Raw genomic sequence first — 22,833 nt, forward strand, 5'->3', positions numbered from 1 at the left:
GATACTTTTGTATCGCAAATAAATTAAAAAAATGGACAAGAAAATAATTTCAACAGGAGCAATATTTGGGATGATAGCGATAATTTTAGGAGCATTTGGGGCACATGCCCTAAAAAAAGTACTGTCTTTGGAACAACTTTCCACTTTTGAGACCGGAGTACGCTATCAAATGTACCATGCTGTCTTTTTATTATTTATTGGACTAACAAATGACCTGTCCCAAAAAGCAAAAAAAACGATCTATTTTTTAGTTCTTTTTGGAGTATTTTTATTTTCAGGATCGATTTATTTATTGGCAACAAATGATCTGACTTCTTTTGATTTCAAGGTCATCGGATTTGTGACACCCATCGGCGGGCTCCTATTAATACTGGCCTGGGGAGTTTTACTACTGAATATTATTAATAAAAAATCATAAAATTAAGATAATCAAATCCTATCTGAAATATAATTTCTACTTTTGCAGTCTATAAAACACACACACACAACATCAAATTTATGGACAACAACATCCTTATCTCGCAATCGATTTCGTTAAAAGACTTAGGAATTGAAAATGCAAAAGTTAATTATCAATTATCCCCAGATGAATTGCATGAAATTACAATAAAATCTGGTCAAGGAGTGGAGAGCTCTACAGGAGCATTGGCAATTAATACAGGTGAATATACCGGACGGTCGCCATTAGATCGTTTTATTGTAAAAGACAGCATCACTGAAAACCAAGTTTGGTGGGGAAAAGTAAACATTCCTTTCGAATCAGATGCTTTTGAAGCTTTGTACAAAAAAGTTACTGCTTATTTATCCCATAAAGAAGTTTTCGTTAGAGATTCCTATGTATGTGCAGATCCTAATTACAGATTAAATGTGAGAGTTGTCACGGAAACGGCTTGGGCAAATTTATTTTGCTACAATATGTTTTTGAGACCCGAAATAGAAGAACTTGCGCACTTTTCTCCGGAATGGACCTTACTTTGTGTACCAAGTTTCCTTGCAGATCCAGCAGTCGATGGTACACGTCAAAGCAATTTTGCTATATTAGACTTTACCAGAAAAGTAGTTCTAATAGGTGGAACAGGATATACAGGTGAAATGAAAAAAGGAATTTTTTCCGCTTTGAACTTCATTATGCCTGTTTTCAAAAACACTTTACCCATGCATTGCAGCGCTAATGTTGGTGATGAAGGAGATACCGCTATTTTCTTTGGTTTATCTGGAACTGGTAAAACTACTTTATCAGCCGATCCAAAAAGAAAACTTATTGGAGATGATGAACATGGCTGGACGAATGAAAACACTGTTTTCAATTTTGAAGGAGGATGCTATGCCAAAGTAGTGAACCTTTCTGAAGAAAATGAACCGGATATTTTTAGAGCCATTAAAAAAGGGGCAATTTTAGAGAATGTAATTTTCAAAAACGGGACTAACGAAGTAGATTTTCAAGATGTTTCCATAACACCAAATACCAGAGTTAGCTATCCAATTTATCATATTGACAACATTCAGCCCGGTTCCATAGGTAAAAATCCAAAAAATATCTTCTTCTTAACTGCAGACTCTTTTGGTATTTTACCTCCAATTTCAAAACTAACACCCGGTCAGGCTGCGTACCACTTTATTTCTGGGTATACTGCAAAAGTTGCCGGAACTGAAGCTGGTGTGACTGAACCACAACCTAATTTTTCTGCTTGTTTTGGTGCGCCATTTATGCCGTTACATCCAACAAAATATGCTGAAATGTTAAGCAAAAAAATGAAAGATTCTAATGTAAAAGTTTGGCTGATCAATACGGGCTGGACAGGCGGACCTTACGGAATAGGAAGCCGAATGAAATTAAAATACACTCGTGCTATGATTACCGCTGCTTTAAACGGAGAATTAGATGCTGTAGCGTATGAAAATCACACAGTATTTGGAATTGCAAAACCACAATCTTGCCCTAATGTTCCCAGCGAAATATTGAATCCTAGAAATACATGGGAAGATCCGGAACTATACGATAAAAAAGCGGTTGAATTAGCACAGAAATTCAAAGCTAACTTCTCCAAATTTGAAGAATTTGCAAATGCCGAAATTATGGCAGGAGCTCCTTTAGCATAAGTTATTATTAATTCAAAAACCAAAAAGTCGTTCGTCATGAACGGCTTTTTTTATGCATAAAAAATGCTAAACAAAAACAAACCAACTATTTATACCATTATTTAAAATTTGGCGTTAAATTTGTAATCATCAATCAATCAAAAAATCAATCATGTTAAAACAATTTTTTATCCTCTGTTCAGGGGCTGACAAAAACCTTCTTGAAGGTTGCTCTGAAGGGGAACAAACTAAATATGTTGGCATTGGCGCCACCGTTTTCTTTACCGCTGTCATGGCTTTTATCGCCAGCGCTTATGCACTTTTTACTGTTTTCGATAATGTGTACCCCGCTTTACTCTTTGGATTAGTTTGGAGTTTACTTATTTTCAATTTGGATCGTTTTATTGTTTCTACCATTCGAAAAAGAGACCAATTTGGAAGTGAATTTCTACAAGCAACACCCCGAATTATTTTGGCGGTAATCATTGCGATAGTAATTTCAAAACCATTGGAAATTAAAATTTTCGAAAAAGAAATCAACACCGTTTTATTGAAAGAAAAAAACGCCATGGCATTAAATAACAAAAAAGAAGTGGCTAATTATTTCAAATCGGATTTAGACAAAAATAAAGCTGACATAGCCAGTTTAAAATCAGAAATCACCAAGAAAGAAAAAGAAGTAAATACACTCTACGAAACTTATATTACTGAGGCTGAAGGAACCGCTGGGACCAAAAAATTAGGCAAAGGCCCCGTTTTTAAAGAAAAAATAGCCAAACATGATTTGGTTAAGAAAGAACTGGATACTTTACAAAAAACCAACTTAGCCAAAATTGCTGAAATGGAAAAAAAATCCAAAACACTTCAAGCTGATTTAGACAAAAAAGTAACCGAAACGCAACCTATAATTGATAGTTTTGACGGTTTAATGGCGCGTATCAATGCCTTGAATAAATTACCTTGGGTGCCTTCCTTTTTTATCATGCTGTTATTTCTGGCAATCGAAACTTCCCCAATTATTGCCAAATTATTATCTCCAAAAGGAGAATATGATTTTAAACTGGAAGATTTGGAAACAGCTTTAAAAGCTACTTTGGACCAAGACAAATACCAACGAAGTTTGCTAGTAAAAACCAGTGCTTCCATGCACGATAAAGTCTATGAAGATATAGCCCAAGATAAAAATCTATACGACTTACAACGCAAGAAAGCGACAGAATTACTGGAATTACAAGCCCATAATTTTGTAGAAAAACAGAAAAGCACTTTATAATAAAAACAAACCCGACATGCTTTAAACATGTCGGGTTTTCTATTTTTTTTAAGTTTTAAATTCTGATTCCTAAACTACATATAACTCAAAATTTCTTTTTTGAAAGCATCATATTCGCCTTGCAAAATCAGTCCGTTATCCAGTAATTTTTTATAATTCTGCAGTTTTTCAAAAAGTTCATCTTGCGACAATCCGCTTAGTCCATTTTCTTTTGGAGTTTCAGCTGGAGCATTAAATTGCTCTTTTTCCATAGTATAAACTGGTGGAGTAACGGACATTATTTCAGCAAAACTGGTTACTTCTTCCGTTTCCATTTCTTCGATAATTTCCACTTCTTCAATTGGCGCAACGGGAACTTCATCAACTATTGATGTATTTGAAACAGTGCCACCTTTTAAAATATCCAATTGTTCTTTGGCGTACGTAAATATTTTTCGAGCTTGAATTTTAGGAATATAATCAATCGAAACCTCCATATTGGTTCTGGTCGTAAAAGAAAATTCAGATCCTAGAATATTTTCTTTTACAAAAGTTCCTTCGATTTCATCCCAAGTGTAATCAATAAAATTCATCGAAAGTCCTAGATTTTTTGGCTGACAAATGATGATTCTTTTATTGGTCATCACAATACTGTCTGGCAAAACGGTAATAGCCGGTTTTTTCTGAACAGCGATATACCCTATTTCTTCATTCTTCATTAATAAATCACTCAATTTTGAAGCAATTTTTTCGATGGCTTTCGGATCTTGTTCTTCGTTTAAAAATTTCTTAAATTGTTCTTTCATTTGTATGCTGAATTTATTCAGTATCTATTTATAATTTTATTCTAAATTTCTTCGCAAAAGTAATGCCTATTATTCTAATTCTTGAATTTCAAGTTGCATTTTCTTTGTTAAACTTTTGAAAACCAATTCGTAGGAATGATCTATCAATTCTTTAATAAGTGAATCTGGCACGCCTTCATTTACAGCAATCGTATTCCAATGCATTTTATTCATGTGAAATCCCGGTTGGATACCATCGTATTCCGAACGCAATTCCTGAGCTCGTTCTGGATCACATTTCAAATTCATTGCCGGTTGTCCTTTTTCCCATTGGCTTAAAGAGGATAACGCAAATATTTTTCCTCCCACTTTAAACACCAAGGTATCTTCATCAAAAGGAAAATGTTCCGTTACTGCTTTTTTAGAAAGACAATATTCATAATATGTTTCTAAATTCATGGTTTAAAATTATTTCTAAATCAAATTATTTTCTTTTCCATCATTTTCTCGGGATTTTCCAATGCTGTAAATCCAAATTTCTCATATAAAAAATGAGCATCTGATGTGGCCAATCTCCAAATTTTAACCTCTTTTAATTTAGGCTCGGTCATCATTCTTTTTATTAAAATAGAGGAATATCCCTTACCTCGATGTTCTTCCGCAATAAAAACATCCATTAAATAGGCAAAAACGACATAGTCTGTAATAACTCGTGCGAAACCAATTTGTTTGTCATTTAAATAAATTCCGAAACAAAACGAATGATCAATTGTGATTTGAACTTCGGCCATTGTTCGTCCTGCAGCCCAATAAATATCTTTCAGAAACTGTTGAATAAACGGAACGTCTAACTTATTTTTATCGGTTGAAACGGACACGAGCCCATAAGGCGAACTGGCGAAGCATATCATATTTTATATAGTATCGGTTTACTTGGACTCGCATCATTTTCGAATGGCGCCATTTGCAAATTCAACAAATAACTCCCGTCTTTTACTTCATTTGGAACAAAAATCATCTCGGTAATCGTGCAATCCAATCGCGCATCCTCATTCAAATTATTCACATCTGTTACATTCCAAAACGCTTTGTGTGCCAATAATTTCCCTTCGTCATGTTCTTTATCGACACTTGGCAAATCAATCAATAAATGCTTAATCCCGCTTTCGCGAATGAAACGCGCAGCTTCTTCATCCAGATAAGGCGGATTTGTATTCGAATATTTCAACTGTTTTTTTGATTCTAAATTGGGAATTGTTCGAATGACAATCGCTTCTCTTGGAACACCTAACTTCAATGTCACATCTAGCGCAGTTTTGATACTATCCGAAGTAATCACCAAATCTTCCCCTTCTATTTCTGGCACAACCGAAATCAATTCTGCCAAAAAGAAAAACTGTTTCAACGACTGATTAACACTGTAAAATTCTCGTGTAATATGGCCCAGACATTCGGTATGGGTCCCGTGTCCGTGTGGATTGAAGAAAATATTATTGAAATTAGTCGATGACTTTCCTTCCGAAACTTTGCCAATCCAATCCCCAAAAACGACGGGTTCAATAACTGGCTTCTCGATATACCAAGCAATAGGATTTTCATCGGAATTCGTCAACGGAATCGAAATATCAATAGGTTTTGATAGATCGACCTCAAAGGTTTGGTTGTTATGTTGGATTGTTGCTAACATTTACGCTGAATTTATTTCAGCATCTCATCTGGAGATACTTTATAAGTTCAAATATAAATCTTTTAATTCAGGATTTGAAAGTTTTGCTATTTTCCATTTCCAGTCTTTATGCCAATTTTTGAGTTGTTTTTCCCTTATAAAAGCATCGCTTAAATCATCAAATACTTCAAAATATATTAAAATAGTAGCATTATATTTTTTTTGTGAAATCTGCCCCAGTCCCATTTCTATGACAATCAACTCTATTTTTAAGATTTTTGGTTGCTCCAACATATAAAACAGTAGCATTTTTATTAGTCAAAATATATGTAAAACCTTTTTCCATACAAAAATCAATTAAAAATCAACAGATCCTGAAACTAGTTCAGGATAAACAAATCACTTGCAATTCCATCCGTCAAAAACTTTCCTTTTTTGGTAGGTTTTAGAATATTATTTTCAACAGAAAGTAAATGATCATCAAGGAATCTTTGAGCTTGTTTATTCAAATATTTTAAATAATCAACTCCAAATTCGATTTCGATTCTATCCAAAGAAACACCCCAAATCGTTCGCAAACCCGTCATAACGTATTCGTTATATCGATCAGCTGTCGAAAGAGTTTCAGTTTCATTCGGTACTTTATTTTTTTGAATGGATTTTAAATAGATCGAATTGTTCGAAACATTCCAGCTTCGGGAAATTCCGTCATAACTATGCGCCGAAGGACCAATTCCCAGATATTTTTTCCCCAACCAATACGCCGAATTGTTTTTTGAAAAGTAATTTTCCTTCCCAAAATTCGATAATTCATAATGAATAAAATCATTGGCTTCGAGCGTTTCGACCAAAATAGCAAAATGTTCTTGGGCCACTTCATCATTAGGCGCGGCAATTTTTCCCGTTTGAATCAATTTATTCAATGCCGTTTTGGGTTCCACCGTCAACGCATAACTGGAAATATGCGGAATGCCAAATGACAAAGCTGTTTTGATGTTTTGCTTCCATTTCTCATTGCTCATTCCTGGAATTCCGTAAATCAAATCGACGGAAATATTGTCGAAATACAGGGTAGCTTGCGCCAAACATTTTTTGGCTTCCGCCGAATTATGAGCACGATTCATCAGTTGTAAATCTTCTTCAAAAAACGACTGAATCCCGATACTCAACCTATTGATTTTGCTTTTGGATAATTCGACAATTCGTTCACTTGCCAAATCATCCGGATTGGCTTCAAGCGTGATTTCAGGATTTTCTGAAACTTTATAATTCTTATACACTTCGGCAATCAGGAAATTAATTTCCTCGGTGGTTAAAACGGAAGGCGTACCTCCGCCGAAATAAATCGTTTCAATTTCTTCATTTTCAAACTCGCTTTTACGCATCTCGATTTCTTTGGCAATAGCCAAGACCATCTCGTCTTTCTTCTTCATCGAAGTCGAAAAATGGAAGTCGCAATAGTGACACGCTTGTTTGCAAAAAGGGATATGGATGTAGATTCCGCTCATATAGGTTTCAATCGAAGTTTCCCAGTCTTAATAGCCTTTATACGCTAAAAACTGAGACGGAGAACTGATTACTTTTTAATTCTATTTTCATTATTCTTCACAAAAGCATCCCAACCGGTATAACTTTTCTCCCCAACCACTTTTCCGGAATTGAAAAAATGACATACCGCGGCTGCTAATCCATCGGTGCTATCGAGATTTTTAGGCAATTCTTTCAGTCCTAATAATTGCTGGAGCATTTTGGCCACTTGCTCTTTGCTGGCGTTTCCGTTTCCGGTAATTGCCATTTTTATTTTCTTGGGTTCATATTCGGTGATTGGAATATCTCTCGAAAGCCCTGCTGCCATGGCTACGCCTTGTGCGCGTCCTAACTTCAACATTGACTGCACATTTTTACCGAAGAAAGGCGCCTCAATCGCAATTTCATCTGGATTGTGGGTATCGATTAACTCAATGGTACGTTCGAAAATAATTTTCAATTTCTGATAATGGTTGTCGTATTTGGACAATTGCAATTCATTCAATTGCAAGAATACCATTTTTTTATTGACAATTTTTATCAATCCAAAACCCATAATCGTAGTCCCTGGGTCAATTCCTAATATGATGCGCTCGTTTGCCAAAATTTATTTTTAAACACGAATTTCACGAATTTTAACGAATTTATGATTCTTAAAAAAAATGAATTTCACAGATTTTAATTATGATTTAAAACTTTATGATTTCTATAACCTTAAGGAATTTGAACTGTTTTTCCTTTACTTTGCAGTAATGATTTCAATTCCTCACAAAGCTAAGCAATTCCTCGTACTTCTAATCAAAGTTTTGATTGTAGTCGGCGCATTCTATTTTATTTACAATCAATTGGCGAACAACGACAAACTGGATTGGCAAAAGTTCCTTGTTTTATTCCAGAAAAACCAGTCGGTTGGTGGAATCGCTTTTATTTTGTTCTTGAGTGTTTTGAATCGATTTTTTGAAATTTTGAAATGGCAGAATTTAGTCGGATTCATCCATAAAATAACTTTAGGCGAAGCAACGAAGCAAGTTCTTGGGGCGTTGACTGCCGGACTATTCACACCAAACGGCATAGGCGAATATGCCGGAAAGGCATTGTTTTTCGAAAAAAAAGACACTAGAAACATCCTATTTTTAAACTTGATTTGCAACGGAATCCAAATGATTTTGACCGTTATTTTTGGTATTTTCGGCTTATTGTATTTCAATGCACAATACAATGTGATTACCACAAAAACCGTTGCGCTACTTTTTGGGCTACTAATACTGGTGTTTTCCGTACCTTTTCTCTTGAAAAAAATCACCATTAAAGGCTATTCCATCGAAAGACTGATTCATAAGATTAACGAAATCCCAAAACCCATTCATCAAAAAAACATCTTTTTAGCGGTTTGTCGTTTTATAGTTTTTTCACACCAATATTATTTTTTATTTCTGGCTTTTGATGTTGATTTACCATACCTCACCGTCATTGCCACAATCACAAGTGTGTATTTTTTAGCTTCATCCTTACCTACTTTCCAATTTTTGGATTTTGCCGTAAAAGGAAGTGTAGCGGTGTATTTCTTTGGAATTCTGGGTGTAAACGAATGGATCGTGATTTTTGTGACCACGCTCATGTGGTTCCTCAATGTGGTTTTACCGGTAGTTATTGGCAGTTACTATGTATTGAATTTTAAAACTAAAAATCCAATATGATTTTTGTGTTATACTTCATTATAATCCTCTATTGCTCAGCAATTGTCTTCCTAATTTATGGTTTCAACAAAGTAAGTGTTATTGATTATATTGGTCTAGAGCCAAAAATAAAATTCTCAATTATAGTTCCTTTTCGGAATGAAGCGGAGAATCTACCTGTTTTATTAGACAGTTTATCGAAGTTGAATTATCCGATGGCATTGTTTGAAGTGATTTTGGTCGATGACGAATCCGACGAAAGATTTCAGGTTCCAAACTTCAGGTTTCAGGTCTCCATTATAAAGAATATTCGGGTTTCGAATTCACCCAAAAAAGATGCGATTCTGACCGCCATGCAAATCGTAAATACGAATTGGATTATTACTACCGATGCCGATTGCGTGGTCAATAAAAACTGGTTATTGGCATTAGACAATTACATTCAGCTACATGATGTCGCGATGATTGCCGGAGCTGTGACGTATGCTTGTGGTGATTCGTTTCTGGATCATTTCCAGCAATTGGATTTGGCTAGTTTACAAGGAGCCACAATAGGAAGTTTTGGAATTAAAAAAGGATTTATGTGTAATGGCGCTAATTTTGCCTACACGAAATCCTTCTTTCAGGAACTAAATGCCTTTAATGGAAATGATGGGATTGCAAGTGGTGATGATGTTTTCCTGTTGCAAAAAGCGATTGCCCAATTTCCCGAAAAAGTCCATTATTTGAAATCTGAAAACAACATTGTCATCACAAAACCAGTGAACGATTGGAAATCGCTGTTCTATCAACGCGTGCGTTGGGCTTCGAAAACAAGTTCATATCAAAGTACTTTCGGAAAAGGATTGGGATTGCTGGTTTTCGGGGGAAATTTGTGTTTTGTTTTGGGTCTTGGCTTTTGGGCATTCGGTTTCGTTTCGTTTCCAAATATTTTTTTATTGTTTGCTTTGAAATTTTCAGTTGATGCTGTTTTGATTTACAAAGCCAATCATTTTTTGACCAAAACTAAAATCCGCTATTTAATTCTGAGCAGTTTGTTGTATCCATTTTTTAGTGTGAGTGTCGCTTTGTATTCGTTGTTTGGTAAATACGAATGGAAAGGAAGAACGTTTTAGTCCCGACTCTTCGGGAGCAGATTTTTGATTAACGATTTTTGATTTCTGAAACGATACTTCATGTTTTGCACTAAAGCCTTAGCCCAGATAGAAGTGAAAATCCTTAATGTTTTTGCTGCCAAAAACATTAAGATTGCAACGAATAGTTGGAAATAGCTCCTAAAAAAAACTACTCTACTTTAAGAATAACCGGAAGAATAAATTGTGTTTTTACAGGAATTCCGCGTTTGATTGCTGGATTCACTTTTGGAAAATCAACCAGACGCGCTTTTAGGATGCTGTCAATTTTGATTCTGTCGTAAGCCACGGAATCTTTTGGGAATTGGGGTTCGAATCGCATTGTGGCATTGGAAAAAACAGTGACTTTTACTTCAATTGTGTCCAATTCCGGATAAAGAACCGAAAGGGTGTCCACGCTCAGTTTTTCCTGAATTAACTGTGTCAAAACTTCAAAAAAACATTGCTGGCGTTGTATTTTATTTTCAATTTTTTCACAATTTACAACCGATGGAAACTCATCGACTTCTTTCCAATTAATGGATTTCAGTTCCTTTTGCAACAATTCCTTTTCCGAAGGCACTTGCTTTTCGAAATATTGGCAGGAATTAAAAAGTATAATTACTAAAAAAAGGTAATAGTGCTTCAAGGTTTTGTTTTTCAATTGAACTAATATTTTATAAAAATACAATTATTTTTTTTGAGTTGGTTTAGAAAGCAAATAATCTTCGTAGGATTCAGCAAACCATTTCTTTTTGTTTGCGGCAGCAATTTCTTTTTGATCTGGATATAACGCGGCCAATCGATCTGAAAAAATAGCTATTTGAATGGTGTATTTATAAAATTCTTCTTTTGATAATACTACATTCGGATTGGCTTTTTTATCGAAAAATTCAAAAAAAAGGGAGTCAAACTGTTTCAACGAAAAATTTAATACTTTTACTTTATTAGCATTGTATATTGTTTCCTTCAAAAGGGCATCCGCAGTATTTCCCGTTTTTTCTTGGGCTTGTAAGGACTCCGGAGAAACCATGAAAAATAGCCCAATGGAAAATACTAAAATTATTTTTCTCATATTCGTTCAGAAATAGACATTGCTTCTTTATTTTTCAAAATTACTAAAATAATGCTATGGATATAGTACTTTTAATTCTTGGTTTTTCATGCATGATTACAGGGGTTTTTGGAAGCTTTTTACCAGTTTTACCTGGGCCAAGTATCAGCTGGATTGGTTTACTGTTGCTTTATTTCACAAATGCTGTTCCAGCTAATTATTGGATTCTTGGAATTGCTTTATTGATTACTGTCGTTATTTCTGTTTTGGATTATGTGATTCCTTCCAGAGGAACCAAAAAATTTGGTGGCAGCACGTATGGTATTTGGGGAACGAATATCGGTTTGATTATCGGAATTCTGGCTCCTATTCCTTTTGGGTTTCTTTTAGGACCTTTTGTTGGCGCATTCCTTGGAGAACTTATTTTCGATTCTAAAGATCACAAACGGGCTTGGAAAGCAGCCACAGGGTCATTTATTGGCTTACTGGCTTCCAGTTTTATGAAATTTGTAGTTTGCGTGATATATTTAGGATTGTTTCTTACGATTCTCTGGCAGTATAAATCAGAGCTGTTTTAATTTATAAACTTCCTGAAATCAAAAAAGCCTTTCAGTTACGAAAGGCTTTCTTAAATCTAGCGGTCTGGACGGGACTCGAACCCGCGACCCCATGCGTGACAGGCATGTATTCTAACCAACTGAACTACCAAACCTGCTTTATTTTTAATCAAAAAAGCTATCCACAAAAGTGGAAAGCTTTTCATTGGTCTAACTACTAAACCCGCTACGAGTTACAAATTCGCAGCAAACAACACAACTAGCTTTAGATACCTTATTGGGGCAAAAAAGCCTTTCAGTTATGAAAGGCTTTCCCCAATATTAGCGGTCTGGACGGGACTCGAACCCGCGACCCCATGCGTGACAGGCATGTATTCTAACCAACTGAACTACCAAACCTGCTGCTTTATTGCGGTGGCAAAGATACAATAGATTTCCATTTACGCAAGCGTTTTTTGAAAAAATATTTGATAAAAATTCGCCGTATCACCCAAAGTTTTGTTTTTCAACTAAGTATGTCATTAAAATTTTTTCAAAACTTTCATCAACCCCTACCGGAATGTACTTTATTCGGTTTTGTACGCAGGTTAACGCCAGCTTCTTGAAGTAACGTTCTACCTGTTTTTCGTATTCTTCTTTTACATTATCTGCAAAAACTGCTACTTCTTCACCCGATTCCACATCAATAAACTTCCTTGGCGCATTATCAAAGTCAAAATTCAGCTCGGTTTTGTTATCCACAACATGAAATAAAACCACTTTATGCTTGTTGTGTTTCAAATGTTGCAAGGCATTAAACAGCGCTTCTTCTCCCGACGTGTCAGAACCGGACTGAAACATATCCGTAAATAGGATAATCATCGAACGACGGTGTATTTTCTCCGCTATTTGATGTAAGAATGTAACCGTATCCGTGCTTTTTTTGATCGTAGTTTTTTCCAGCAACCCTTCCAAGGCGTTCAAAATCATTCTGTGATGGCGATCACTGCCTTTTTCAGGCGCGTAATACTCATATTTATCCGAAAACACACTTAGCCCCACAGCATCGCGTTGCTTCTTTAAAAGATTCATTAAAACCGCCGAAGCCAAAACCGAGAAGCCAATTTTGTTTTCATAGAATTGCTGACTGTCTTTTAATTTAGGATAATGCATCGAAGAGGAATTATCGATGATGATGTGGCAGCGTAAATTCGTTTCTTCCTCAAATCGTTTCGTGTACAAACGATCTGTTTTGGCAAATAATTTCCAATCGATGTGTTTGGTACTTTCGCCCACATTATAGACTTTATGCTCCGCAAATTCGGCTGAAAAGCCATGAAACGGACTTTTATGCATGCCCGAAATAAAACCCTCCACAACCTGATTGGCAAGCAATTCAAGATGTTGAAAACTGGATATTTTCTCTATTTGCGATTCGATCTTCATATCTCAAATGTAGTAAAAGATGGAATGATTTAAAAATTAAAAGAGTACAGAAGCAAAACTAAATCGGGGAGCTGAAATAAATTCAGCTTAAATAAAAAAAAGGCCTGACTTTCGCCAAACCTTTTATCTGAATCCGTACAGATTCTATGTAAATCATAATCTACCGATTACAACAAAGCGTCTAAACTATCTGCGTAGGTTTGTTTCGGAGCAACCCCTACTTGTTTTCCTACTACTTCTCCGTTATGAAAAACCAACACAGTTGGAATATTTCTCACTCCGTATTTTGCAGCAAATTCTTGGTTTGCGTCAACATCAACCTTTCCTACTACTACTTTTCCGGCGTATTCTTCGCTGATTTCGTCAATGATTGGCCCAACCATTCTACAAGGCCCACACCATGCTGCCCAAAAATCCACCATTACCGGTTTGTCTGATTTCAAAACTACTTCATCAAAAGTAGCGTCTGTTATTGCTAAAGCCATATTTTCTTTATTTAAATGTTTAAGGTTTCAAACCTGAGTACAAATTTAGAAATTAAAAACCAATCAAATGCCATTCATAAATTAGTTTTGATTATAAGTGTATTGTCAATTGCTATTTTCAGTAAATTCAGGAGCTATTTCCTGCTGTACGCTGTATCTTTCCTTGCCTAAAGAAGGCAAGAAAAGGATGCCGCTTCCATCAGGGCTAGGACATAGTGCTCTAATTCAGCTTAAAGTTAATCTGCATTTTCTCCAGCTCCACCAACAATTCATTTGAGATTTTGATTTTCAATTTTCTGCTCGGCATCGTTAATTTGGTTACAACCTTAATTTCTTCTACTTCTTCCACTTTTGCTACAGTATTTATCTCTGGTATTTCGAGAGCGTCCATTTCAGAATCTTCATTCTCGTCGACAAAAGCAACCTCTTCATTTTCTATTTCAACAGGAGCAACAGCAACCAGTCGTTTCGTTTTTTCCAATTCCATGATTTCAAAAGACACTGTGTTGTCCCCTTTATTCTCTTGAAAAAGGTGGCTTAACTTATGAATAAAATCATTTTCTAAATCTGATATGTTCAGAAGCAAGATTAATTTCTTAGCGAAAATATCCAATACATCCTGTAATTGTTTCGCATCAGTAAACTGCATTCTTGGTTCCGATTTTTTACCCGTTTCCCTATTAACCCATCCGTCTTTAATCAGTATTTTAAAATAAACAAAATTATTAGGTAGCAAGTATCGATGAAAATTCAAGTACTCTTCATTAAATATTTTAAATTCAAAACTTTCGTCAAAACCTTCTAAGTTAAAAATCGCCCATTCCTTACCGTTTTTGGCGATCCTTCTTTGTACATTAGAAACTATACCCCCAAAAGCAAGGGTTTTACCCACGTAAAGCTCCATGTTTTTAAGCATTTCCAATTTCGAATTGCAAAAATGCTTCATTTCAAATTTAAAATCATCCAACGGATGCCCCGAAATATAAATCCCAACAACCTCTTTTTCTTTGGCGAGTTTTTCCATCGTACTCCAATCCTCGCAAGGCGGCACGACAGGTTCTGCAATTTGCACTTCGCTGGTATCGCCAAACAAACTCACTTGCGACGAATTTTCATTCTCCTGAAACTTCGACCCATACCGAATCGCTTTTTCATAAAAAGTAATTCCATCGCCATCATCATGAAAATATTGCGCTCGTGTTGTTCCTAAAAACGAATCAAAACCTCCTGCTAAAACCAGATTTTCCAATGCTTTTTTATTCGCTGCACGCAAATCAATACGTTTGGTCAAATCAAAAATCGATTTGTACCTTCCATCTTTTCTATTCTCCACAATTGTTGCCACAGCTCCAGAACCTACCCCTTTTACGGCACCCATCCCAAAACGCACCGCATAATCATCGTTCACCGTAAATTTATAAAACGACTCATTCACATCAGGTCCTAAAACCTGTAATCCCATACGTTTGCATTCTTCCATAAAGAACGAAACCTGTTTTATATCACTCATGTTATTAGACAAAACCGCAGCCATATATTCGGCAGGATAATTGGCCTTCAAAAATGCTGTTTGGTACGCGATCCAAGCGTAACAAGTCGAGTGCGATTTATTAAAGGCATATTCCGCAAAGGCCTCCCAGTCTTTCCATATTTTCTCCAACTTATCTTCGGCGTGACCTTTGGCGGCAGCCTGACTGATAAATTTCGGTTTCATTTTATCCAAAACATCTTTTTGCTTTTTTCCCATCGCTTTACGCAAAACGTCGGCATCACCTTTGGAGAAATCTGCCAGTTTTTGGGACAAAAGCATTACTTGTTCTTGGTAAACGGTAATTCCGTAGGTATCTTTTAGCAATTCTTCGCAGGCATCCAGGTCATAAATAATTTCCTCTTCGCCGTTTTTTCGCTTGACAAAACTCGGAATATAAGCAATCGGTCCCGGACGATACAACGCATTCATGGCAATCAAATCGGGAAAAACCGTCGGTTTCAATTCCTTCATGTATTTCTGCATTCCCGGACTCTCATACTGGAAAATCCCTACCGTTTCTCCTCGCTGAAAAAGCTCATACGTCTTCAAATCATCAATCGGGAATTCATCGGGATTGAGGTCGATTCCAGTTCTGTATTTTACTAATTTGACGGTATCTTTTATCAGAGTTAAGGTTTTCAAACCCAAGAAATCCATCTTTAACAAACCGGCACTTTCTACTACCGAGTTATCAAATTGGGTCACATACAAATCGGAATCTTTAGCGGTAGCCACAGGAACAAAATTCGTAATATCGCTTGGCGTAATAATTACTCCACAAGCGTGAATTCCTGTATTTCTAAGATTTCCTTCTAAAACTTTGGCTTGCTGAATGGTTTCCCCACCTAAATCGCTTTCATTAGCAAGACCTATTAATTCTTTTATTTTATCGTATTCTTCTGGACGAACGGCCTTCTTAATTACATCTTCTTTTTCATTCAAAAATCGCGCTAAATTCCACTTAGACGGCATCATACCCGGAATCAATTTCGCAATTTTATCGGCTTCGAATAAAGGCAAATCCAAAACACGAGCGGTATCTCTAATCGCCGATTTCGTTGCCATTTTACCATACGTGATAATCTGCGCCACTTGTTTCGAGCCGTATTTCCTGATCACATAATCCATAACGCTGCTGCGTCCTTCGTCATCAAAATCGATATCAATATCGGGTAATGACACACGATCCGGATTTAAGAAACGCTCAAAAAGCAGGTTGTACATCAATGGGTCAATATTGGTGATTTTCAAACAATACGCCACCACCGAACCTGCCGCAGATCCCCGACCAGGACCTACTGAAACGCCCATGCTTCTCGCCTCGGCAATTAAATCCTGTACAATCAGGAAATATCCCGGATAACCCGAATTGGATATCGTCAATAATTCAAAATCCAGTCGTTCCTGAATTTCTTCTGTGATTTCAGGATATCTTCGATTGGCTCCTTCAAAAGTCAAATGCCTTAAATACGCATTTTCACCTCGTACTCCACCATCAACGGCATCTTCTGGATTATTAAATTCAACTGGAATTTCAAATTTTGGCAATAAAACTTCACGAGCCAAATCGAAAATTTCGATTTTATCCACAATCTCCGAAATATTCGAAATCGCTTCCGGCAGATTTGCAAAAAGCTGTTTCATTTCGTCCCCCGACTTGAAATAATACTCCTGATTGGGCAATCCGTAACGATAGCCTCGCCCACGGCCTATAGGCGTAGTTTGTTTTTCACCGTCACGCACACAAAGCAAAATATCATGTGCATTCGAATTTTCTTTGTCTATATAAAAGGTATTGTTCGTTGCAACAATCTTAACATCATGCTTTCTCGCTAGTGAAATCAAAGATGCATTCACCCGATTCTCATCTTCTTGATTGTGACGCATCACCTCAATATAAAAATCTTCCTTGAACTCGTCTTTCCACCAAAGCAACGCATCTTCAGCTTGGTTTTCACCAATATTTAAAATCTTGTTTGGGATTTCACCATAGAGATTTCCAGACAAAACAATAATATCTTCTTTGAATTCCTGAATGACTTTCCTGTCGATTCTTGGCACATAATAAAATCCTTCGGTATACGCGATGGAAGACATTTTAGCCAAATTATGATAGCCTTTTTTGGTCTTCGCCAAAAGCACTATTTGGTACCCATTGTCTTTAACCGACTTATTTTTATGGTCTTCACAAACAAAAAACTCGCAACCCACAATAGGCTTCATCGGCACTTCGGTGGGTGTTTCACCATTTGCAATAGCCGCTTTATTCTTGACTTCAGCCGCTTTATTATGGTATAAAATATCGCGAACAAAATGAAAAGCCCCCATCAAATTCGCATGATCGGTCATGGCAACTGCAGGCATTTTTTGTTGTGCCGCCGCTTTTACCAATGCCGCAATACTAATGGTAGACTGCAACACTGAAAATTGGGTATGATTGTGCAAATGCACGAAAGGCGTATCAACAAGTACCTTTTTATTCTCTGAAAGTTCTTCTCTTGAAACGGCCGGCGCTTGTTTTTCTCCAAATTGCTGGCGAATTTTATCGGACGCTTCTTTGAGATTAATATGTTTTAAACCAATCAGCTGAATCTCATGTGGATTCTTATTTTGGAAATCTTTAAAATAGCCAATTTCAACATCGAGTTCTTCTTTAGTGAAAACATCGCGACGAATTAATTCCAAGAAACAACGCGTAGTTGCCTCCACATCGGCAGTGGCGTTGTGCGCTTCACCGAACGGCTTATTAAAAAGATAACTATGTAATTCGGTTAAAGTTGGCAATTTGAATTTTCCTCCTCGTCCACCAGGCAACCGCAATAAGGAAGCGGTAACTTCAGTACACGTATCCAAAATAGGCATCGAACTCATTTGGCTTTCCACTCCCATTCTGTAAAACTCGCAACCCATGATATTGATATCAAAACCTAAATTCTGACCAACAATAAATTTGGCTTTGCCTAAAGCTATATTGAATTTTTCTAAAACTTCCGCCAAGGAGATTCCATCGGCTTCCGCCAATTCCGTAGAAATACCGTGAATTCGTTCCGCATCATACGGAATATTAAAACCTTCGGGCTTCACCAAATAATCCTGGTGCTCGATGAGTTTACCCATATCGTCGTGCAACTGCCAAGCGATTTGGATACACCGCGGCCAGTTATCCGTATCTGAAATGGGAGCGCCCCAACGCTTTGGTAATCCTGTAGTTTCGGTATCGAATATTAAGTACATAGCTGGAATTGAAGTGTTTGTAATTCTTTAAAATCACAAAAAATGAATTTCAAATTTAGGATTTTTTTAGGTAGAATAACAGCTAAATCGGAACAAAAAAATTCAAAATTAACGTTAAGAATCACCCTACTAATTATCCTGTAGTTTAGTGCAAAATCATCCCAAAACAACCTATTAAAAGAACAAATAAACTCGCCATGCATTTTTTGGATGTCGTAGTATTTCACCAAAAAAAATTGAAATAAAAGCCCAAAAAAAATACTGCATTAGTTATGTAAAAAGCCCGAAAAAGGCATTCTATAGGAAATAAAACACGACGCTAATTTTGTTAATTATTACTATTTTAATTCGTTTTGTTACATTTTTTGAATCAAAAACGTCTCATTTACACCAAAATAGCGATAAATTTGCAAATTATCAAATTGGACCTATTTAAAATAAAAATAGCTTTAAAAAGAAATTTAATATCAAAATAAAAAGATGGTATTCAAACTACAAACCTATAACTGAAGAGCTAAGGTGTTGTAAAAACAGTTTGGGTATCGTATATAATGAAATATTAAAATTGACAACCTTATTTCTTTTTTTAAATTTGTTCCCATTGTTACAACTTTATGCAAACAATTTGGTTGTAAAAGAAGAAATACACTTAAAAAATATTTAAAATGAGTACTACATTATTTGACAAAGTATGGGATTCGCATGTTGTGCGTAAAATTGAAGATGGACCAGATGTGTTTTTTATTGACCGTCATTTCATCCATGAAGTTACTAGTCCTGTAGCTTTTTTAGGTTTAAAAGAAAGAGGTATTACGGTTTTATACCCAGAACGCACTTTTGCAACTGCCGATCACAATACACCAACAATAAATCAACACTTGCCTGTTGCAGACGCATTATCTGCTAATCAATTAAAAGCATTGGAAGACAACGCAGCAGAATATGGTATTTCTCACTGGGGATTAGGTCACCAAAAAAATGGAATCGTTCACGTAGTAGGTCCTGAAAACGGAATTACTTTACCGGGCGCAACTATTGTTTGTGGAGATTCTCATACTTCTACGCATGGTGCTTTTGGTGCTATTGCTTTTGGTATCGGAACTTCTGAGGTTGAAATGGTGATGGCTACACAATGTATCATGCAACCGAAACCAAAGAAAATGCGTATCAACGTAAATGGTGAATTAAGCAAAGGTGTTGGTCCAAAAGACGTTGCACTTTATATTATTGCACAATTAACTACTTCCGGAGGTACAGGATATTTCGCAGAATATGCAGGAGATGTTTTTGAAAACATGTCCATGGAAGGCCGTATGACCGTTTGTAACTTGAGTATCGAAATGGGTGCTCGTGGTGGTATGATTGCTCCTGACCAAAAAACATTTGATTTCTTAGAAGGAAGGTTATACGCTCCAAAAGGCGAAGCTTGGGATAAAGCGGTAGCGTATTGGAAAACGTTAAAAACTGATACTGATGCAATTTTTGATGCAGAATTAAACATCAATGCAGCAGACATTGAACCAATGATTACGTATGGTACAAATCCTGGAATGGGAATTGGTATCTCAAAAAATATTCCAAGCGCTAACCAAGTAGAAGGTGGTGAGGAAACATATAAAAAATCTTTAGCCTACATGGGCTTTGAAGAAAATGACGTAATGATTGGTAAACCAATTGATTTTGTTTTCTTGGGAAGTTGTACCAATGGTAGAATTGAAGATTTTAGAGCTTTTACAGAAATTGTAAAAGGAAGAAAAAAAGCAGATAATGTTACCGCTTGGTTAGTTCCAGGTTCTCACGTAGTGGAAGCTCAGATTAAAGAAGAAGGGCTACTAGATATACTTACTGAGGCTGGTTTTGTATTGCGTCAGCCAGGTTGTTCTGCTTGTTTAGCGATGAATGATGACAAAGTGCCTGCAGGAAAATATGCAGTAAGTACTTCAAACAGAAACTTCGAAGGTCGTCAAGGTCCAGGTTCAAGAACATTATTGGCAAGTCCAATTATGGCCGCTGCAGCTGCAGTTACCGGAAAACTAACAGACCCTAGAGATTTGATGTAAACGATTTCTGAACATTCCGTTTACAATAGTACAATTTAGATTACACAAAATAATATTAACGATTACGATTACATTTTCCTCACGGTAAATTAAAAATCAGCAATCGTTAATCAAAAATCAAAAATCACAATGGCATACGATAAATTTAACATCCTTACGAGTAGTGCAGTGCCACTACCAATAGAAAATGTGGATACCGATCAAATTATCCCAGCACGTTTCTTAAAAGCTACTAAACGTGAAGCTTTTGGAGACAACCTTTTCAGAGACTGGAGATACAACGGAGATGACACTCCAAAAGCAGATTTCGTATTGAATGATGCCACTTACAGTGGAAAAATATTAGTAGGCGGAAAAAACTTTGGTTCGGGTTCTTCAAGAGAACACGCAGCTTGGGCAGTTTACGATTATGGATTCCGTGCAGTTGTTTCAAGTTTCTTTGCAGACATCTTCAAAGGAAACTGCTTAAACATTGGTGTTTTACCCGTACAAGTTAGTCCGGAATTTGCTGAAACAATCTTCAAGGCTATTGAAGCTGATCCAAAAACAGAATTAGAAATCAATCTTCCGGAACAAACCATTACGCTAAAAGCAACTGGTCAAAAAGAATCTTTTGACATCTCCGGATACAAAAAAGACAATATGGTTAACGGTTTTGATGATATTGATTATTTACAAAACATCAAAGAAGAAATTGTTGGGTTTGCCAATAAGCTTCCTTACTAAAAACAAACAATAAAAATGCAGTTATCTTAAGCTCAATAGTATTGTTAAGCTAGATAACTGCATTTACCATTTTACAAAATACAACAACAAGATTTCAAATTACTGAAATCGAAACCGCTTTAGCATCAAATTCATAATGGAAAAAAGAAAAATTGAAATAATGGATACGACGCTCCGTGATGGCGAACAAACCTCGGGAGTATCATTTTCTGCTGCAGAAAAACTAACCATTGCACAATTGTTGCTGGAAGAATTAAATATTGATAGAATTGAAATTGCTTCAGCACGCGTAAGTGAAGGCGAGTTTCAAGGAGTAAAAGGGATAATGACCTGGGCAAATGAGAAAGAATATGCTAACCGAATCGAAGTTTTAACATTTGTTGACGGTGGACTTTCGATAGATTGGATGAAAAAGACTGGAGCCAAAGTCCAAAATTTACTGACCAAAGGATCTCTCAACCATTTAACGCACCAACTAAAGAAAACGCCTGAACAACATTTTACTGAAATTGCTCAAGCCATTGCATTGGCTCAAGAAAACAATATCGAAACTAATGTCTATCTTGAAGATTGGAGTAACGGAATGCGCAATTCACCTGAATATGTGTTTCAATATTTAGATTTTTTGACCAAACAACCGATTAAAAGAGTCTTACTACCAGACACTTTGGGCGTTTTAATCCCTTCTGAAACATTTGAATTTATTTCGAAAATTATAGCGCGATACCCAAATACCCATTTTGATTTCCATGCACATAACGACTACGATTTAAGTATCGCTAATGTAATGGAAGCTGTAAAAGCAGGTATTCAAGGGCTTCACGTAACCGTAAACGGAATGGGAGAACGTGCTGGAAATGCACCGCTTGAAAGCACCGTTGCCGTAATCAATGACTTTTTACCAGAAATAAAAATCAGTGTAAAAGAATCTTCATTGTACTCTGTGAGTAAATTGGTAGAAACTTTCACAGGATATAGAATCCCTGCTAACAAACCTATTGTTGGAGACAATGTATTCACCCAAACAGCAGGTATACACGCCGATGGAGACAACAAAAATAATTTATATTTTAATGATTTACTTCCGGAACGCTTTGGAAGAAAACGAAAATATGCATTAGGAAAAACTTCTGGTAAAGCCAATATTGAAAAAAACCTTCAGGAATTAGGGTTGAAATTAAATCCCGAAGATCTAAAATTAGTTACCCAACGCATCATTGAATTAGGCGACAAAAAAGAAACCGTTACCAAAGAAGATTTACCTTATATTATTTCTGATGTTTTAGACAGTCAGACTTACGAAGAGAGAATTGTGGTCGAGTCCTATGTATTGGTTCACGCCAAGGGAATGCGACCTTCTACCACGCTCTGTTTAAAAATAGATGGTGAAGTAATCGAAGAGCATGCTCAAGGTGATGGACAATTTGATGCTTTTATGAATGCACTAGCAAAAATTTATAAAAGTAAAAAAATGGAATTGCCTAAATTGATTGACTATGCAGTGCGAATCCCTCCAGGAAGTAGCTCTGATGCATTATGCGAAACCATAATTACTTGGACGAATCATGGAAAAGAATTTAAAACGAGAGGATTAGATTCAGACCAAACAGTTGCCGCAATCATTGCTACACAAAAAATGTTGAATGTGGTTACAGCCCAATAAA

22 protein-coding genes and 2 tRNA genes are annotated in these 22,833 nt (G+C 36.3%); 9 read left to right on the forward strand and 15 right to left on the reverse strand.

Annotated features, from left to right (window positions below; translation table 11 throughout):
• The first annotated feature begins 31 nt into the window (after positions 1 to 31).
• The 3 genes from ACM55M_RS00695 to ACM55M_RS00705 all read left to right on the forward strand — a co-directional run bounded on the left by ACM55M_RS00695 (position 32) and on the right by ACM55M_RS00705 (position 3,352).
• Positions 32 to 418, forward strand: coding sequence for a DUF423 domain-containing protein (locus ACM55M_RS00695; RefSeq protein ID WP_416855542.1), 387 nt, complete (start codon positions 32 to 34; stop codon positions 416 to 418).
• 80 nt (positions 419 to 498) lie between these two features.
• Positions 499 to 2,100, forward strand: a complete 1,602-nt coding sequence (gene pckA, locus ACM55M_RS00700; RefSeq protein WP_416855543.1) for a phosphoenolpyruvate carboxykinase (ATP) — start codon at positions 499 to 501, stop codon at positions 2,098 to 2,100.
• A gap of 151 nt (positions 2,101 to 2,251) precedes the next feature.
• Positions 2,252 to 3,352 (forward strand): DUF4407 domain-containing protein, encoded by a 1,101-nt coding sequence (locus ACM55M_RS00705; RefSeq protein ID WP_416855545.1) that lies wholly within the window; start codon positions 2,252 to 2,254, stop codon positions 3,350 to 3,352.
• A gap of 74 nt (positions 3,353 to 3,426) precedes the next feature.
• On the opposite strand, the gene ACM55M_RS00710 is transcribed toward ACM55M_RS00705, so the two are convergent.
• The 8 genes from ACM55M_RS00710 to ruvC form a co-directional block, all read right to left on the reverse strand.
• The gene (locus tag ACM55M_RS00710) at positions 3,427 to 4,137 is read right to left on the reverse strand and encodes a PH domain-containing protein (protein WP_416855546.1); all 711 of its coding nucleotides are present in this window, start codon (positions 4,135 to 4,137) and stop codon (positions 3,427 to 3,429) included.
• 69 nt (positions 4,138 to 4,206) lie between these two features.
• Positions 4,207 to 4,575 carry an MmcQ/YjbR family DNA-binding protein gene (locus ACM55M_RS00715; RefSeq protein ID WP_416855547.1) on the reverse strand — a complete coding sequence of 123 codons (369 nt, stop codon included), beginning with the start codon at positions 4,573 to 4,575 and terminating at the stop codon, positions 4,207 to 4,209.
• A gap of 20 nt (positions 4,576 to 4,595) precedes the next feature.
• Entirely contained in the window at positions 4,596 to 5,027 is a 432-nt protein-coding gene (locus ACM55M_RS00720; RefSeq protein WP_416855548.1) for a GNAT family N-acetyltransferase, read from the reverse strand.
• Entirely contained in the window at positions 5,024 to 5,803 is a 780-nt protein-coding gene (locus ACM55M_RS00725) for a cyclase family protein (RefSeq protein ID WP_416855549.1), read from the reverse strand. Before ACM55M_RS00725 ends, ACM55M_RS00720 begins: the two co-directional genes overlap by 4 nt.
• Before the next feature lie 39 nt (positions 5,804 to 5,842).
• Positions 5,843 to 6,043: a GIY-YIG nuclease family protein gene (locus ACM55M_RS00730; protein WP_416855550.1), complete on the reverse strand. Its 201-nt coding sequence runs from the start codon at positions 6,041 to 6,043 to the stop codon at positions 5,843 to 5,845.
• The gene (locus tag ACM55M_RS00735; RefSeq protein WP_416855551.1) at positions 5,994 to 6,128 is read right to left on the reverse strand and encodes a GIY-YIG nuclease family protein; all 135 of its coding nucleotides are present in this window, start codon (positions 6,126 to 6,128) and stop codon (positions 5,994 to 5,996) included. Before ACM55M_RS00735 ends, ACM55M_RS00730 begins: the two co-directional genes overlap by 50 nt.
• A gap of 34 nt (positions 6,129 to 6,162) precedes the next feature.
• Positions 6,163 to 7,290 (reverse strand): radical SAM family heme chaperone HemW, encoded by a 1,128-nt coding sequence (gene hemW / locus ACM55M_RS00740; protein WP_416855553.1) that lies wholly within the window; start codon positions 7,288 to 7,290, stop codon positions 6,163 to 6,165.
• 68 nt (positions 7,291 to 7,358) lie between these two features.
• A complete protein-coding gene (gene ruvC, locus ACM55M_RS00745; protein WP_416855554.1) occupies positions 7,359 to 7,913 on the reverse strand; it encodes a crossover junction endodeoxyribonuclease RuvC in 555 nt (184 codons plus the stop codon).
• 148 nt (positions 7,914 to 8,061) lie between these two features.
• Here ruvC and ACM55M_RS00750 point away from each other — a divergent pair, with 148 nt between their 5' ends.
• Both ACM55M_RS00750 and ACM55M_RS00755 read left to right on the forward strand, forming a co-directional pair.
• The gene (locus ACM55M_RS00750; protein WP_416856263.1) at positions 8,062 to 9,006 is read left to right on the forward strand and encodes a hypothetical protein; all 945 of its coding nucleotides are present in this window, start codon (positions 8,062 to 8,064) and stop codon (positions 9,004 to 9,006) included.
• Positions 9,003 to 10,100: a glycosyltransferase family 2 protein gene (locus ACM55M_RS00755; protein WP_416855555.1), complete on the forward strand. Its 1,098-nt coding sequence runs from the start codon at positions 9,003 to 9,005 to the stop codon at positions 10,098 to 10,100. Before ACM55M_RS00750 ends, ACM55M_RS00755 begins: the two co-directional genes overlap by 4 nt.
• Before the next feature lie 169 nt (positions 10,101 to 10,269).
• Here the strand turns inward: ACM55M_RS00755 and ACM55M_RS00760 are convergent, their stop codons facing one another.
• Together ACM55M_RS00760 and ACM55M_RS00765 are read right to left on the reverse strand one after the other, a co-directional pair.
• Positions 10,270 to 10,746 carry a hypothetical protein gene (locus ACM55M_RS00760; RefSeq protein WP_416856265.1) on the reverse strand — a complete coding sequence of 159 codons (477 nt, stop codon included), beginning with the start codon at positions 10,744 to 10,746 and terminating at the stop codon, positions 10,270 to 10,272.
• Positions 10,747 to 10,788: 42 nt separating this feature from the next.
• Entirely contained in the window at positions 10,789 to 11,172 is a 384-nt protein-coding gene (locus tag ACM55M_RS00765) for a hypothetical protein (protein ID WP_416855556.1), read from the reverse strand.
• 56 nt (positions 11,173 to 11,228) lie between these two features.
• Between ACM55M_RS00765 and ACM55M_RS00770 the strand changes: the two genes are divergently transcribed.
• Complete coding sequence (locus ACM55M_RS00770; protein ID WP_416855557.1) at positions 11,229 to 11,729, forward strand: DUF456 domain-containing protein; 501 nt, start codon at positions 11,229 to 11,231, stop codon at positions 11,727 to 11,729.
• 60 nt (positions 11,730 to 11,789) lie between these two features.
• On the opposite strand, the gene ACM55M_RS00775 is transcribed toward ACM55M_RS00770, so the two are convergent.
• The 5 genes from ACM55M_RS00775 to dnaE all read right to left on the reverse strand — a co-directional run bounded on the left by ACM55M_RS00775 (position 11,790) and on the right by dnaE (position 18,383).
• A tRNA-Asp gene (locus ACM55M_RS00775) sits at positions 11,790 to 11,863 on the reverse strand.
• A gap of 170 nt (positions 11,864 to 12,033) precedes the next feature.
• Positions 12,034 to 12,107, reverse strand: a tRNA-Asp gene (locus tag ACM55M_RS00780).
• Positions 12,108 to 12,194: 87 nt separating this feature from the next.
• Positions 12,195 to 13,133, reverse strand: coding sequence for a DUF58 domain-containing protein (locus tag ACM55M_RS00785; RefSeq protein ID WP_416855558.1), 939 nt, complete (start codon positions 13,131 to 13,133; stop codon positions 12,195 to 12,197).
• Positions 13,134 to 13,300: 167 nt separating this feature from the next.
• A complete protein-coding gene (trxA, locus tag ACM55M_RS00790; RefSeq protein ID WP_035668578.1) occupies positions 13,301 to 13,618 on the reverse strand; it encodes a thioredoxin in 318 nt (105 codons plus the stop codon).
• Between the two features lie 220 nt (positions 13,619 to 13,838).
• Entirely contained in the window at positions 13,839 to 18,383 is a 4,545-nt protein-coding gene (gene dnaE, locus ACM55M_RS00795; protein ID WP_416855559.1) for a DNA polymerase III subunit alpha, read from the reverse strand.
• Between the two features lie 665 nt (positions 18,384 to 19,048).
• On the opposite strand from dnaE, the gene leuC reads away from it, so the two are divergent.
• The 3 genes from leuC (at position 19,049) to ACM55M_RS00810 (ending at position 22,832) form a co-directional block, all read left to right on the forward strand.
• The gene (gene leuC, locus ACM55M_RS00800) at positions 19,049 to 20,443 is read left to right on the forward strand and encodes a 3-isopropylmalate dehydratase large subunit (protein WP_416855560.1); all 1,395 of its coding nucleotides are present in this window, start codon (positions 19,049 to 19,051) and stop codon (positions 20,441 to 20,443) included.
• 129 nt (positions 20,444 to 20,572) lie between these two features.
• Positions 20,573 to 21,169: a 3-isopropylmalate dehydratase small subunit gene (gene leuD / locus ACM55M_RS00805; RefSeq protein WP_379857035.1), complete on the forward strand. Its 597-nt coding sequence runs from the start codon at positions 20,573 to 20,575 to the stop codon at positions 21,167 to 21,169.
• Positions 21,170 to 21,305: 136 nt separating this feature from the next.
• The gene (locus ACM55M_RS00810; RefSeq protein WP_416855561.1) at positions 21,306 to 22,832 is read left to right on the forward strand and encodes an alpha-isopropylmalate synthase regulatory domain-containing protein; all 1,527 of its coding nucleotides are present in this window, start codon (positions 21,306 to 21,308) and stop codon (positions 22,830 to 22,832) included.
• The last annotated feature ends 1 nt before the right edge of the window (position 22,833 follow it).

The organism is Flavobacterium galactosi (assembly GCF_048158585.1).
In the GTDB taxonomy this organism is placed as follows: Bacteria; Bacteroidota; Bacteroidia; order Flavobacteriales; family Flavobacteriaceae; genus Flavobacterium; species Flavobacterium galactosi.